Annotated in this window: 14 protein-coding genes; 6 read left to right on the plus strand and 8 right to left on the minus strand. The window is 41.8% G+C overall.

The window, feature by feature from the left end:
- Nucleotides 1-374 precede the first annotated feature (374 nt).
- A complete protein-coding gene (locus I1A42_RS23735; protein WP_196125435.1) occupies nucleotides 375-2,030 on the minus strand; it encodes a SulP family inorganic anion transporter in 1,656 nt (551 codons plus the stop codon).
- 323 nt (nucleotides 2,031-2,353) lie between these two features.
- Between I1A42_RS23735 and I1A42_RS23740 the strand changes: the two genes are divergently transcribed.
- Nucleotides 2,354-2,653, plus strand: coding sequence for an isoamylase early set domain-containing protein (locus tag I1A42_RS23740; RefSeq protein WP_161157930.1), 300 nt, complete (start codon nucleotides 2,354-2,356; stop codon nucleotides 2,651-2,653).
- Nucleotides 2,654-2,876: 223 nt separating this feature from the next.
- Nucleotides 2,877-4,190, plus strand: coding sequence for a peptidoglycan DD-metalloendopeptidase family protein (locus tag I1A42_RS23745; RefSeq protein WP_161157929.1), 1,314 nt, complete (start codon nucleotides 2,877-2,879; stop codon nucleotides 4,188-4,190).
- Between the two features lie 61 nt (nucleotides 4,191-4,251).
- Here the strand turns inward: I1A42_RS23745 and I1A42_RS23750 are convergent, their stop codons facing one another.
- Nucleotides 4,252-6,084, minus strand: a complete 1,833-nt coding sequence (locus I1A42_RS23750) for a putative bifunctional diguanylate cyclase/phosphodiesterase (protein WP_230389743.1) — start codon at nucleotides 6,082-6,084, stop codon at nucleotides 4,252-4,254.
- 240 nt (nucleotides 6,085-6,324) lie between these two features.
- Complete coding sequence (locus I1A42_RS23755; protein ID WP_161157928.1) at nucleotides 6,325-7,203, minus strand: LysR family transcriptional regulator; 879 nt, start codon at nucleotides 7,201-7,203, stop codon at nucleotides 6,325-6,327.
- Between the two features lie 240 nt (nucleotides 7,204-7,443).
- On the opposite strand from I1A42_RS23755, the gene I1A42_RS23760 reads away from it, so the two are divergent.
- The gene (locus I1A42_RS23760) at nucleotides 7,444-8,652 is read left to right on the plus strand and encodes a multidrug effflux MFS transporter (protein ID WP_196125437.1); all 1,209 of its coding nucleotides are present in this window, start codon (nucleotides 7,444-7,446) and stop codon (nucleotides 8,650-8,652) included.
- A 69-nt stretch (nucleotides 8,653-8,721) separates the two neighbouring features.
- Nucleotides 8,722-9,072, plus strand: a complete 351-nt coding sequence (locus tag I1A42_RS23765; RefSeq protein WP_196125439.1) for a hypothetical protein — start codon at nucleotides 8,722-8,724, stop codon at nucleotides 9,070-9,072.
- A 79-nt stretch (nucleotides 9,073-9,151) separates the two neighbouring features.
- Here the strand turns inward: I1A42_RS23765 and I1A42_RS23770 are convergent, their stop codons facing one another.
- The 3 genes from I1A42_RS23770 to I1A42_RS23780 form a co-directional block, all read right to left on the minus strand.
- On the minus strand, nucleotides 9,152-10,048 hold the full coding sequence (locus I1A42_RS23770; protein WP_196125440.1) for a DMT family transporter: 897 nt from the start codon (nucleotides 10,046-10,048) through the stop codon (nucleotides 9,152-9,154).
- Nucleotides 10,049-10,554: 506 nt separating this feature from the next.
- On the minus strand, nucleotides 10,555-11,547 hold the full coding sequence (locus I1A42_RS23775; protein ID WP_196125442.1) for a porin: 993 nt from the start codon (nucleotides 11,545-11,547) through the stop codon (nucleotides 10,555-10,557).
- A gap of 173 nt (nucleotides 11,548-11,720) precedes the next feature.
- A complete protein-coding gene (locus tag I1A42_RS23780; RefSeq protein ID WP_196125444.1) occupies nucleotides 11,721-12,146 on the minus strand; it encodes an organic hydroperoxide resistance protein in 426 nt (141 codons plus the stop codon).
- A 111-nt stretch (nucleotides 12,147-12,257) separates the two neighbouring features.
- On the opposite strand from I1A42_RS23780, the gene I1A42_RS23785 reads away from it, so the two are divergent.
- Nucleotides 12,258-12,731, plus strand: a complete 474-nt coding sequence (locus I1A42_RS23785) for a MarR family winged helix-turn-helix transcriptional regulator (RefSeq protein WP_196125446.1) — start codon at nucleotides 12,258-12,260, stop codon at nucleotides 12,729-12,731.
- 172 nt (nucleotides 12,732-12,903) lie between these two features.
- Complete coding sequence (locus tag I1A42_RS23790) at nucleotides 12,904-13,518, plus strand: fumarylacetoacetate hydrolase family protein (protein ID WP_161157921.1); 615 nt, start codon at nucleotides 12,904-12,906, stop codon at nucleotides 13,516-13,518.
- Between the two features lie 210 nt (nucleotides 13,519-13,728).
- Here the strand turns inward: I1A42_RS23790 and I1A42_RS23795 are convergent, their stop codons facing one another.
- Together I1A42_RS23795 and I1A42_RS23800 are read right to left on the minus strand one after the other, a co-directional pair.
- Nucleotides 13,729-14,046 carry an AzlD domain-containing protein gene (locus I1A42_RS23795; RefSeq protein WP_196125448.1) on the minus strand — a complete coding sequence of 106 codons (318 nt, stop codon included), beginning with the start codon at nucleotides 14,044-14,046 and terminating at the stop codon, nucleotides 13,729-13,731.
- Nucleotides 14,043-14,765 (minus strand): AzlC family ABC transporter permease, encoded by a 723-nt coding sequence (locus I1A42_RS23800; protein WP_196125450.1) that lies wholly within the window; start codon nucleotides 14,763-14,765, stop codon nucleotides 14,043-14,045. Before I1A42_RS23800 ends, I1A42_RS23795 begins: the two co-directional genes overlap by 4 nt.
- Between the last annotated feature and the right edge of the window lie 7 nt (nucleotides 14,766-14,772).

Raw genomic sequence — 14,772 nt, forward strand, 5'->3', positions numbered from 1 at the left:
ATTTAATCGGGCGGCAAGGATATCCAACTTTGTTTTATGATGCAATACTATTCACCATTCAACTTTAACTATTCAAACTAATACTCTGAGTTAAACTTTATTCATAGAGCCTAGCGTTATTTCATACTGAAATAGATTGGCGTATTTATGCAATCGATTACTTCTAGTTGTGACGGGGGAAGGGTGCCTGAAGTGGCGGTTTTTTATGTGGTGTAAATAACGCTACTTAATCCGTAAGTAGCGTTATTGATACAGTGAATCGCCCTCTGGGAGTTCATCAACAAACCTATTTCTGAGCTCAATCACGCAGAAAAGGAATGACCATTCCTGCCGTGATTGAGCTTGACCTAGGCTCGTTGATCAAGCTCTGACCCCTACATCTTGAGGTCATTTGGGTATAACAGTTGAGAAAACGCCTGAGATACATCTTGAAAATAATGGTGTTCACCAATCAGGTGTATGATGCCAGCGCGATGCAGTTTGTGGTTCACTCTTTCGTTGGCACCAGAAATACATATAGAGATGCCTTGTTGATGCATTGTTAGAATCATTTTTTCTAGTGCCTGTAGGCCTGTGATATCCATAAATGGTACCCATTTCAAACGAATTAAAATGGTTTGGGGGGCTGATTGCAATTCAGTAATACTGCGTTCTAATAGATCTGAAGTACCAAAGAAGAAAGGACCATCTACGGCAAATACAAACAGCTCTTTTGGCATGAAAGTCAGACCGTATTTCTGTAACTCACTGGCCAACTCACTAGATTGATCTTGTTTCATTTCGACGCTGGTGGCCATACGGCGCACAAAGTGCAAAATGGCGATAATAACGCCAATGTTTACAGCGACGACCAAATCTGAAAACACAGTCAGTAAGAATGTGGTGATGAGAATGACCACATCTGCTATGGGCGCTGTGCGAACCAACTTATAGAAGTGGCGTGCTTCGCTCATGTTCCAAGCCACAACAAATAAAATCGCGCTCAAAGCGGCTAAAGGAATGTTCACGGCAAGAGGCGCGAGAACCAATAAAATCACAATTAAGGTGATGGCGTGAACAACGCCAGAAATAGGGCTGTTACCACCATTACGAATATTAGTCGCTGTGCGAGCAATCGCTCCGGTGGCTGCAATACCACCGAATAGAGGCGAGATCATATTGGCAATGCCCTGACCAATCAGCTCTTGGTTTGAATCGTGTTTTGTGCCTGCCATTCCATCTGCTACTACCGCAGATAATAATGATTCGATAGCGCCAAGCATGGCAATCGCAAACGCAGGGCCAATCAGTGGCACGAGTTCAGGTAGGGATATGTTAGGGACGTCAAACTCCGGTAGACCTTGAGGAATGCCACCAAATGCCGTTCCTATGGTGCGAATGTCAGGTGAGGCGACGACATATTGAATGAACGTGGCGACGACCAACGCCAGTAGTGGCCCCGGTACTTTTTTAAGCCCAGGTATTTTAGGGCCGACAATCACCAAGACCAAACATAAGCAAGCGAGTGCGGTGGTAGCCATATTGAGGTTGGAAAAATGCTGTACGAGAAAGAGCAACTTTTGATGAAAATGTTCGCCTTCAACGGCGGGAAGACCGAAGAAATCACGCCATTGACCCACCCAAATAATGACACCAATACCACTGGTAAAACCTATGATGACAGGGGTTGGAATAAAACGAATAATGCCGCCTAATTTGGTGAAGCCAAGTACGAGTAATATTGCACCAGCCATCATAGTCGCAATTTGTAAGCCTGTTATGCCGTATTGGTTGACGATGCCCGCGAGAATCACGATGAAAGCGCCTGTCGGTCCTGCAATCTGTATGCGAGAACCACCAATCAGCGATACAATAATCCCCGCAAAGATAGACGTATAAATGCCTTGTTCAGGTTTTACCCCGGAGGCAATTGCAAATGCCATTGCTAAAGGAAGGGCCACAACACCGACGATGACACCGGAACTTAAGTTGGCTAACCAATTTGTTCTTTTTAAGAGCCCAGCTCGGTATGATTCATAAACGGCAAGCATGGTTTGTTACCTTATTCATAAACAGAGAGGGCGGCGATTCTACGCTTATGCTTAGGCGTGTAAATAGGCGGAATAAGGATAATTAGGATCAGTTGATATTAATCAAAAGTTGTTACTTGAGTATAAATAACCCAATGCAGAACATCATATTATTCGTGGATGAATGAGAGGAAATCCGCTCTTTTGGAGCGAGAGCGCTTAAATGGGATAGGTGTGCATTTCTGATCTATATTGGTATATGTGAAATACAATATTGTTCATATAAATTAAATTGCTTAAAATTTGTCCTGTAGGATGTTTTCTATACATAAATGGAGTTTGCTATGATTAACAAGCGTTATTTTAAAACTAAAGATGAAGTAGAAGTTACCTTCGAAATTGAAGCACCAGAATCGTCATCTCATGCCGCTATTGTGGCTGATTTTCTTGATTGGCATCCAGAGCCCATGAAGAAAAATACACGTTCACATACATTTAAATTTAAGACTCGATTACCTAAAGATTCTGAATTCCAATTTCGGTATCTACTTGATGAACATGAATGGGTAAATGATCCGAAAGCTGATCAATATATTCCAAATGGCTACGGTGAGGAAAACTGTTTAGTTTCCACTTATGAATAGCTTTAGTTGGGCGGATATAAAATAACCGCTATTAGACTTTTCTATAAGTTAAGTAGGGGTTATTTGTTTGCGTGATGTAAGTGGGCGCTTTCATTGTATGCCATATGTACAAATGAGCCTATGTTGTGACTTTTTTGAACATTCTTTGACGGCATCTAGGTGACATTTTTCTCAGAAACCCGTAATCTTGTGCGAGTTTTTATTTGTGAACACGGGTTGGATTGTGGATTTAAGTAACCTGCGACTAAAATTTTCTGAATTGTCGAAGCGACAAAAAGCATCAGTCATCGGGTTTCCTGTATTAGGACTCGCCATTCTTTCCTCCGCCCTGCATGGAAATGGAAGAGAACAAACGGTTCAAATTACCCTTCCTGAGAGCCAAGTTGTTGAAACGATTTTAACCGAACAACAAGATAAACAACATAATATTCCTGATTATGAATACCAGATAAAATCTGGTGATACGTTGAGTTCTATCTTTACGCATCTCGGTTTTACTTATCAAGAGTTGCTAAAAATTATGGAAGCCGATCAAGATGCGCTTGCTCTTGATACGCTTCAACCTGGTAATACACTTCAGTTCTGGACGACAGACCAAAATCATGCTGTGAAAAAGATGGAGTTAGTCTTCAACATTGCACATAAAGTTGAATATTCTCTGCAAGATGATGGTTCTTATGCTTATAAAGAAACCACGATTCCTGGGGTATGGAAAAATCGTCCTTTAATTGGAGAGATTAACGGCAGCTTCTCCCAATCTGCTTATTCACTTGGATTGAACAGCACTGAAATTGATCAAATCGTTACTTTGTTAAAAGATAAGATTCATTTTGGCCGTGATTTACGAGCAGGTGATAAGTTTGAGATTGTTCAATCTCGCCAATATGTTAATGGTGAACTTTCAGGTAACCGAGAAATCGAAGCGATTAAGATATTTAACCGCCATAATGTGATTGCTGCGTATTTGAATAAAGACGGTCAATTTTATGATCGTCACGGGGAAAGTTTACAGAAAGCCTTTTTACGTTACCCAACTAAAAAGCGTTACCGTATTTCATCACCTTTTAATTTACACCGTGTGCATCCTGTAACAGGGAAGATCATGCCACACTTTGGTACTGACTTCGCTTGTCCAGTTGGTACACCAGTGCTCGCGACTGGAGATGGTGTTGTTACCATGATTCGTAAACACCCTTACGCTGGTTACTATATTTCTATCCGTCATGATAGTACCTATCTGACCCGTTATCTGCACTTGAGTAAGTTCTTAGTTCATCGTGGTGAACATGTTAAACGCGGGCAGGTAATTGCATTATCAGGTTCGACAGGTCGTGTAACCGGGCCGCATTTACATTACGAATTACGCATAAAAGGTCGCCCTGTGAATGCCATGACGGCGAAAATTCCAATGGCCCATTCGGTACCTAAACGTGATATGCCACAGTTTATTAAGCGTCGAGATGAGTTAGATACACTGTTAAAAAATAAAGAAAATGAGTTAGCTTCGACGACCGAAGCAAAACATAGCAGTAGTTAAGCAAACAAAACCCACCAAGCATTGGTGGGTTTTTTTATGGTGTGAACCTTTACTTTCGAGGTTAGTTTAACGTGATATTATCATTTGCCATTTTATTCACTGATAGAAGCTGGCTCGGTGGTAGAGGTTTAGAAAAGTAGTACCCTTGAATATTCTCGCATCCCATAGAATACAATTTTTCCAATTCATGAATTGTTTCAACACCTTCGGCAACTAAATCAACATTGAGTAGTTTTGCTAAGTGAATGATAAGTGACACCACTTTTTCAGATGTTTGATTGGTGAGTAAGTTACGTACAAATGTGGCATCGATTTTAATGCAATCAATAGGGTAGCTATGGATGTAATTTAAACTTGAATAGCCAGTGCCAAAATCGTCTAAAGCAATTCGAAAACCAAGACGGCGTAACTTATCGAGCAGGGAAACAATATCGGTATTTGGCGATAGTAATACCGATTCAGTTAACTCAATGGTGAACTCATCAGGGTAGTAATGATATTTGGCCAATGTTTCTGTTAAAAATTGAATGTATTCTTGCGGGTCGTCCAATTGTTCTGGTGAGCAGTTAATACCCAGTTTTACGTTATAACCCAAGCTACGTTCGAGTTCTTGTTTCGCTTTGCAAGCAAGCTCTATGATACGTTTACCCAACAGGACCATAAGTCCTGAATTTTCCGCTGCTGCAATGAACTCAACCGGGCTTACATGTCCCATTTCATGGCTATTCCAACGGGCTAGAACTTCAAAATAATTCCACTCCAACTGACCTTTTTTAACAATAGGTTGCATGTACACGGAGAGTTCTTGTTTGACGTTCTGTGGTTTGTTGAGCTCAATTCTCAGTAAGTCAGTGATACGAGCTCTTCTCATATAAGCTTGACTCAGTTGTGTATCAAAGCATCTGATTTTTTCGTTGCGACTTAGCTTACAATCATTGAGTGCAATACTCGCATTGGCGATCAATTGTTCTGCTGAGAAAATATCTTTATTGAAGGTCGTAAAGCCAACTTTGGCATTGAGAGTAATAGAGTGGGGCGCCACTGTATAGCCCACTTCAATCTCGTTAAGGATTTCATCACAGATGATCATAGGTTCAGTCGATTCGGTGATAATAGCGAATTCATCTGATGCGAGCCTGAAGCGATAGTGTTCATCCGGAACATATTGTTGGATGATTTGGGCAATGTGTTTTAATACGTTATCACCCACGTAGCTTCCGTATACGTCGTTTATTTCTTGGAAATGGTCAATATCGATCACGATTAATGTAAAAGGTTCGCGATACCCTTCGATCATGCGTTCTAACATATCGGTCAGGTAGTTACGATTCATTAATCCGGTTAAGTGGTCATGTGACACTTCGTAGCTCAATCGATTGACTAAAGATTCTGAACGTTCGCTGAGAATTTGATAGCACAAAGTTCCATTAATTAACGATGTGACGATGGAATGAAAGTGGCACACTTGTTCGGAGATAGCCTCTTTCGTTTGGAATCCCGAAACTAAAAAACCTAGGATATCATCAGCATGTGTTGCAATGGGTACCACAAGTAGAAAGTCGACAGAATGGTCTTCATCTAGGTGCGGATCGGAATGCTCTAAAATATGATATGGGGTTCTTGGGCTATTGACGAGTGCTGAACGCCATTCTGAACTGATAGAATAAGTGTGTTCACGATGTTGACGTGTATCAGAACCTTTCGATTGAGCTCGAAATAACGTATGTGCAATGGTAGTGGTGCTGTCTAACTCTAGCAACTCTGTAAATGCGGAGTGACTTGCTTGATGGACGACTTGAGTTGCGTGTTCAATCAAAGCATGACCACGAAAGCGTGTTAAAAAGCTTATTGTCGACAAATCCATTGTCGAAGGTGTTATTTGGGCTTCTGTCATAACCTTATTATCAATATTTATCTCTATAACAGCATGTTTCACAAAACATCGCCGCACTATGCATATATGATGTATTAACTATGGTTAATATATTGTTTTATTGCCAGTAGATGACCGTCTCAGTAAGAGATGTAATGGTGTAAAACAAAAAGTTTTCAGGAGGATATAAGAGGTCGGCAAATGTTCACAATTGAGCTAAGTGTGATTTGCGTCACACTTTGTTTGGGCGTAGATTTAACGTTAGCGGCGAGCCAATTGTTCACGTAGATAATCTAAGAACAGCTGTGTGCGGGTGTGCTGGTAATCAAGCTTAGGATAATAGGCAAATACTGTGGCTTGATCGAGCACCACATCAGGCAAGATTCGAACGAGATTACCCTTGAATATTTCCTCCTTGAGCATCACGTCATTCGTTACGATAATCCCTAAGCCACTTTTCCCTGCATGATATAGCGCTTCTGGGTTGGTCGTGGCAAAGTTGCCTGATAAAGTGACCCGTTTCCCATGCATATCTTTTACTTCTCGGTGAGGTTGTTCTCCCCAGCAGAGCACATTATGTTTGGTTAATTCTTGCAGTGTGGTTGGCGTGCCATGTTCAGCTAAATAGAGAGGGGAAGCATAAAACCCAGCACTGTGAATGAAGAGTGGCGAAGCTTTAAAACTTAACGAATTGAGTTGTTCAATTTCACGGCTGATAAATAGATCAAGGTGTAGCTCAGGTAACTGGCCTGGTGTTGTCGTGATCAGTTGAATTCGAATATCTGGATAGCGCTTTAAAAAGCCGTCGAGGTATTGCATTAAAAACTTAGATCCAACCGCTAGTGTTGCGCCTATTTTAAGTAAGCCAGCAGGATTTAAGTTAACGGAACGAGTTTCATCCACTACTGATTGCCAACTTTCTAACTGGGCCTTCGCGCGCTCGTAAAAAAGGACTCCCGCCTCTGTTTGAGTCACTGACCGTGTTGTTCGCTTTAGCAGTTGCACTCCGATTCGGTCTTCAAGCCAATGGATTCGTTTACTAACCGCTGAACTGGTTGTGTCTAGTTTACGTGCTGCTCCGTTGAAGCTGCCTTCTTCCACTACTCGAATGTAAGTACTTGCACTTTGTAACCAGTCCATGGCAACTCCCAGTTATTCCTTAAAGGAACTAATCAATTTCCTAAAACGGAGATTATCAAATTCAAGGCGTCAATATACTATAGCCAGCCTGAAAGACCTACCCTGTTTGGCCATTAACCTGCGTAAAATGGGGAGGTTCGTTGTTTGACTAACTTGCCACCCGCCATCCTTCATATACGTTGTTTGTTATAGAGTTAGGAATGATATCTGTGGTGAATACAAAAGAGTATTTCATTCTGCATGACACGCGAAAACTTTGAACGTTTTAGAAAAACCCCCTTGTTATTGGCCATGATGATCATTGCGACAGGGCAAGTGGGTGTAAGTATCTATCTACCTTCTCTTCCTCTAATTAGTGCTGATTTATCAGTAAGCCAAGCTCAAGTGCAGATGGTAGTGACACTCTTTTTACTCGGTTTTGGTGGGTCACAGCTGTTTTACGGACCATTATCTGATTCGATTGGGCGTCGTCCCGTTTTTCTACTTGGTCAAGGCGTGTATCTCGTAGGGACTTTGATGTGCGTATTTTTTGCCGATCAGTTAAGTTCTCTAGAACTAGGGCGATTGTTGCAAGGTTTAGGTGCTGGGAGTGCTTCTGTTTTAGGTCGTAGTGTGCTGCGTGATAGTTACGATGGAGCGCATTTAACCAAAGCACTTTCTTATATGTCGATTACGGCATCGATAACCCCAATTATTGCGCCAGTGCTTGGTGGTTGGTTGGCGTATCAACTGACATGGCACTCGGTCTTTATTTTTGTACTCTTGTACGTCGGTTTCATTGGTACCCTAGGGTTTTTTATTCTACCGGAAACATTGCCTTATACTAAGCAACGCTTTCGACCTAAAACCGTGGTTCAGGGGTATTGGTCTTTAGTGCGCAATAAACAGGTCATCAGTAGTGCCAGTTATAACTGGATCAGTTATACCTCGGCGATGGTGACACTTTCTGTATTGCCGTTTCTGATGCAAGTTCAATTAGGTATGACCGCTGCAGACTATGGTTCTTTGATGTTTATTCCTTCTATGGGATTGTTAGCGGGAAGTTTAACCGTCAACATACTGACCCGTTTTTATCCAATATTTAGTATTTTACGTATTTCGATTGCGATGATTTTTTTAGCGGGTATTACGTTGATTGCTGGCCATTTCTCTGTATTTCAATTGGTCTGTTCATTTACAATTTTATCAGTTGCTCAAGGCATGTCCTTTCCTTTAGCAACGACGCTACTGCTCTCTCCTCATAAAAAGCAGGCTGGTGCGGTTGCTGCATTGTCTGGGTCAATCCAGATGGGATGCGCGGCATTATTAGGTGGTTATTTAGTCGAGTACTGGATTCATCAGCAAATCGCATTAGGGTATTTTTATTTAGCCGTTGGTGTATTGATGAGCAGTATTCTATTTTATCAATCCACTCACCAGTCTGTCGTTGTGCCAGCAAAAGCCTCTTAACCTAAAATCAACCTATATGTTCACGGTGTATTCAGGCTATAATCAGCGCGATTTAATAGAGGATTTTCCATGCAACAAAAAGAACTGGAAGCTTTGATTCAAAGCTTATGCGAGCAGGGTAACCTGCCAAATGCACTTTCATTACTTAAGCAAAGCGATGATGCAGAAATTGCAGAAGCCGCAGAATCTCTATCTGGACAATTCATCTTAGCGGAAGTCGATGGTGAGCAGCGTATCTATCACCAAACGATCGAAACAAATGATGAAGGTGTAGAACAAGAGTTCGTAGAATACATTATGAATGAAGGGGATGATGTCATCCTATTTGTTGCTTGGTTCTTTGATTTGTTCTTCAGTTTGAAGCAAAAAGACGTGTATCAAATGGCAGGTAAAACTTACCATCAGCCCAAACGTCGTTAATTTTTTACCGAGAATTGCCCTGTCGTTTCGGTATAAAAACCTTGCTTTTTAAGCAAGGTTTTTATTTATCTAGTGAGCATCAAGCGGCTTTGGGGTGTACATGCGTTTGGCGATTTTCCCATTGGGTAATAAATGCGACTGACATGATAATAATCAGTGCTCCAAGCCAAAGTCGACCGGGTGGTACCCAACCAAAAACGACCCAGCCAGCGATCACATTCATCGGCAATTTGGCATGGTCGAAGGGTTGTACGAAAGAGGCGTCGGCGACAGAGTAAGCCTTTACAATGGCCCATTGTGCTATCGCTGTTAATATCCCTGCTGCAATTAATAATAGCCAGATGGTTCCTCCCGTTGGTAAATGCCACTCAGGAATCGCTAGAATTAGGTTAAATGGTGTCATTAATACCAATAGGTAAATCACCATAGTGGAAGGGGAATCGTCATGTGAAAGCTTTTTCACCATCAATGAATAGCAAGCCCAAAAAAATGCCGCCCCCACGGGTAATAAAGACGCCCAACTAAAGTGATCTGACCAAGGCTCTAAGATGATCATCGCCCCAATGAAGCCTGTGATGGTCGCTCCCCAACGAGCTAAGCTGACGTTCTCTTTTAATATAAGGCCAGATCCAACCGTAGCAAACAGTGGTGAGGTCATTAACAATGCAATTCCTTGCCAAATCGGTACGGGGTAAGCGAGAGCCCAAAGCCACAATTGGATACCTACTACTGCTAGCAGCACACGGAAAACGTGTAAACCAAAATGAGATGTGCGCAGCGAAGAACGAAATCCGAGTGATTTTAGGTAAGGAATCATCACGATTATCGCGATACCATATTGAATGAGTCCAACGGTAGTGGAAGGAAGGCCAAAGCGAATACTGGCGATTTGTGTCACGCTATTTACTACTGCAAATGCTAAACCAGCCGTTAGCATCCAAGCAGCTCCATGTATCGGTCGTGTTGAGTTATCCATTGCTATTTCCAGTCATAAAAATCAAACCTAGTTGCCCTCTAAGGTCACTTGGGTATACATATAAAACTGGTTAAATATTACTCTTGTTTTTAGAGAGAACCAATATTTTGGGTAAACGAACATGTTCGAATAATTTGAGGTGATAACCCCTAGGTATTGGTTAGTGGAGTCTTCATTTTATAGATAAAAAAAAACCTCCCGAAAGGGAGGTCAAGAACATGAAGTGACCAGTGATTTCTGCCATATCACTGAAAAGAAGCACAAACGCTGCCTGCATTTGTAATTAGATTAATGCACTAAGTGTGCCAAAAAATAAAATCATATTTTTCAATTGGTTAAGTATTTTGTGTGGATTTTGAATTGAATGGATATGCTTACTTATGGTGAGGGTTTGTTTTAAATTGGTGCAGAAAAGTAATCTCAGAGTGATGAGTCAAACGATAAAAAAGGCCTGACATAATCAGGCCCTGATAAGGACAGTAATTAGAATTTAGTGAAGAGGTTACTTAAAACGCGTATTTTAAACCTAGGCGGATAGTATCTTCGTCATCACGAGTTGTTTCGGTTCCTGATGTTACTTTGTCGCCAGAGTTAATTTTGTAAGCGACATAGGAAGTTAAATTAGCGTTAAAGCTGTAGTAACCGCCTAATTCAACAAAATTATCGTAATCTACGTCTGCAGAACCATCGGGTTTGTTGGTGGTTTTGCCATAGATAGCTTGAATTTTCGCTTCGTCTGTCAATTTATATTGTGCCGCAATCTCGATAACGTCGAATTCTTCGTTATCAGCTTCACCGGTATCACCGAACGAATAGGTTGCGCCCAAGTATAGAGCATCCATTGAGTAGCCTAAACCAAACAGAGCTTGGTAGGCGTCATCATTTGATGATGAGGACACTTGTTTGTCATCAGCAGAGTATGCAGCACCTAGTTTTATTCCCATAGGGAGTTTATAAACGGCAGAAAGGCCATATGAGTCTGCATCATCTTCAGAATTGGCTTTATAAGTCGCTTGTAAGTTCAACGCGTCATTGAAGTTACCACGGTATGCAACCACTCCGGTTGTATGGTCAGCCGACGCATCTAAGTACTTTTGTAATCCAGTGAACTGACCAATATCAGTGAAGCTAGATACCTGAACTGCTGCCATGTCTTGCGCACCGAAAGAGATGGCTTGTCCGTCAAAGTCAAGGCCAGCAAACATATAGCGTTGAGTCAATTCGGAATCACCGGCAGCTTGTTCATCTTCGTAGCGAGCAAAGCCTGTAAGGCCTTCAGAAATTTCTGTTTTACCTTGGATATTTAAACGAGCACGGGTTTTATCTTTCATTGTGCCGTCAATTTCTACACCTTTGTCGGTTGCATTGAAGTCACCACGGAACTCAACGCGACCGCCAATTTTTAATTCAGTACCATCTGCTTTATAGACTGTTGCTGCCAGAGTTGAACCAGAAACGAGTGCTGCGAATACGGCGCTGGCGAGAACTGCTTTTTTCATTTTATTACCTTATTAAGAGTAGATGAGCTTCAATGCCCTAACGTTTGGTAAGCTCAAAATTAGAGGTAACAAATGACGGTTTAATTACTTGTTCTTGACGTTTAGATGTTGTTTTTGTTGAGGGTGTATAAAAAAAGCTCGCCGAGGCGAGCTTTCATCCACTTGGTGATTGATTATGCAAGTGATTTACCATTTGCCGATACTTTTACATCAATATTGCCACGTGTTGCGTTTGAATATGGGCAAACTTGATGAGCCGTTTTTACAAGTTCGATAGCTTGTTCATCGGGTAAGTCTAACTGCGCTGCAAGGCTTACGGTTAATTCAAATCCGCCTTGTGCATTTGCCCCAATTCCAACTTCTGCTGTAACTGGAGCTGATTTCAACGCAATTTTGGCTTCGCGAGCGACGTGCAAAATAGCGTTTGAAAAACATGCAGAGTATCCTGCTGCAAATAGTTGTTCAGGGTTAGTCGCATTGCCGTTGCCGCCCATTTCTTTTGGATATGCAAGGCTTACAGAGAGTAGGCCGTCATCCGTTGCGACTTGACCGTTACGTCCAGCAAGAGCAGTTGCTTTAGTTGTATATAGGTTTGCCATGATTTTTCTCCAAAATTTAAGTTGTGTGCAATCTAATTTCGAACAACTATATATCGATCTTTATCTAGAATGCAAGTATATTGTGCGCAATATAATTGTGAGTGAGTGAAAATGAGTCATTGCCATAACCCCGAAACGTCATCGCCATCAGAGATGAGTACTGACGAATTGTTATTGTTGGAAAACCAACTTTGCTTCCCTTTGTACAGTGCTGCGAATGCCGTAGTCCGTTCTTATCGTCCACTATTAGATAAGCTAGATCTGACCTACGCGCAATATTTAGTCATGATGGTTTTATGGCAATCAAATGGCATCAGCGTAAAAACATTAGGCGAGAAATTACATTTGGACTCTGGAACGCTTACGCCTCTCCTTAAGCGCCTGGAGAAAAAAGAATTAGTGGAGCGACGCCGTAGCCAGATTGATGAACGGGTTCGAGAACTTTATCTGACAGATGCAGGGATCGCGTTACGTGGTCAAGCATTAGAAGTACCCCAGGAGATGATGTGCAAGTTTCACCTCGACGTTGAAGAAATGGTATTGCTGAAAAAGTTATGTGAAAAAGTCATTCATAAAATTGAATAAAACACACTGATTTACCGAGAATGGTTTTGCTCTTAGGCAAGGCACTGATTTGAAAGTATAGGCATGCTACGTTGAAAATCAGGTATTGCTTGTGTAGATCGTGACCAGTTTGACTTGTTGATTTATAGCAATAAGTTACACTTGGCATTCAAATGTTGTTCAGGGAAGAGCTATGAATGCCGTTAAATTAAATGATCAATCGATCGAACCTTCCAAAATTGTCTGTGTAGGCCGTAACTACGTCGAACATATCCAAGAACTTAATAACGCTGTGCCTGACCAAATGGTGGTGTTTCACAAACCCAACAGTGCTATCAGTCGAACTTTGCATGCTACACATGAAGAAACGCTGCACTACGAGACAGAAATTTGCTTTATGACTAAAGGTGGGCAGTTTCATGCTGTCGGTCTTGGGTTAGATCTAACCAAGCGAAAACTACAATCGAAACTCAAAGAGAAAGGACTTCCTTGGGAACGAGCAAAAGCGTTTACTGGATCAGCGGTTTTAAGTAAGTTTGTGCCATTGCAAGGTATTGATATCAGTACGCTAAATTTAGAACTATTGATTAATTGTGTACGAATGCAAAGTGGTGGCGTCGAACAAATGATGTATAAACCCGCCGCTATTCTCGATGAAATCAAATCATACACAACCTTAGAAGACGGTGATATCGTCATGACAGGAACACCGAAAGGTGTTGGTGAAGTTCAGCCAGGAGATATCTTCCTAGGACGCCTTAAAGCGGGCGATAAGACCTTATTCGAGATCGAATGGGTGGCAGAGTAACGCCCCCGCTCTAATATGCCCAAATGACCTAAAGATGCGTGATGAAGCGCTTCATCAACGAGTACAGGTTAAGGTTAATAACGGAATGAATAGTCATTCCTTTTCATGATGTGTCTATGACAAGATGATAACTTACGGATAAGGCGCTGTATCCGTAAGTTATTTATGTTTCGCAATGAACAGTAATTAACGTCCTGCCTTATTTTTTGGTTATGCCAAAACCCACAAGTTCAATAGCAAAAAAACCGCCATACTAACGATGGTTGTTAGCAAAATATTCTTGGTTTTCCATGCAATGAGCGCGGCTAGAATCGCTGCCCATAGGTAAGGGTTCGTGGGGCTTAACCACAATTGATTTTTGTGGGTAAAAACAATAGGTGCCCAAATTGCGGTGAGCACAGCGGGGCTAGAGTAGGAGAGCAGTCGTTGTAATTTAGTGCCGAGTTTGATTGGTAGCTTGGGCTCTAAAAATAGGTACCGGCTTGCGAATACTAATGCCGCCATCAGTAGAATATATACCGTGTTCATAATGATTTACCTCCCACGAGGTTTTCACAGTAATATCCTGCGATCATGGCGAATAAACTGGCAATCATTAGGCTGCCTGGGACTTGATAGGCAGTAAGCAGTACCGATAGCACTAAAGCCACTAAAACGGACACAAAAATAGGGAGGCTTTTTGTGTTGGGTACGACAATCGCAATGAAAGTGGCTGCGACTGCAAAGTCGAGTCCTAACGAATTTAAATTAGGGATATATTGGCCAGCAATAATCCCAACTAAAGAAGCAATATTCCAGACTAAATAGAAGCTCAAACCTGCGCCTAAAGCATACCAACGGTTAAATTGTCGCGTGCTTTGTTGGCCACAGATAGCAAATAGCTCATCGGTTAGCAAAAAACCGAGCAGTAAACGCCACCGAGTTGGTAAAGGGCTAATTTTATCGCGCATCGATACGCTGTAAAGTAAGTGGCGAGAAGTGATAAAAAAGGTGGTTAAAAGCATCGTAATAATGCCCACCCCACTTTTGAGCATACCGGTTGCAACGAGTTGAGCGGCTCCAGCATAAAGTACGGCAGAAAGCGTTTGGCTTTGAAAAGGAGAGAGCCCAGAATCCATTGCATAAGATCCTGCTAGTAGCCCCCAAGGAACAACGGCGATACTTAAAGGAAGAATGGCTAATGCGCCTTGCCAAAAAAGCTGGGCTTTTGATGGATTGTGCGCAGCAAGATTATGTTCTGATGTCATTGTCGTC

The organism is Vibrio nitrifigilis (assembly GCF_015686695.1).
GTDB classification, from domain to species: domain Bacteria; phylum Pseudomonadota; class Gammaproteobacteria; order Enterobacterales; family Vibrionaceae; genus Vibrio; species Vibrio nitrifigilis.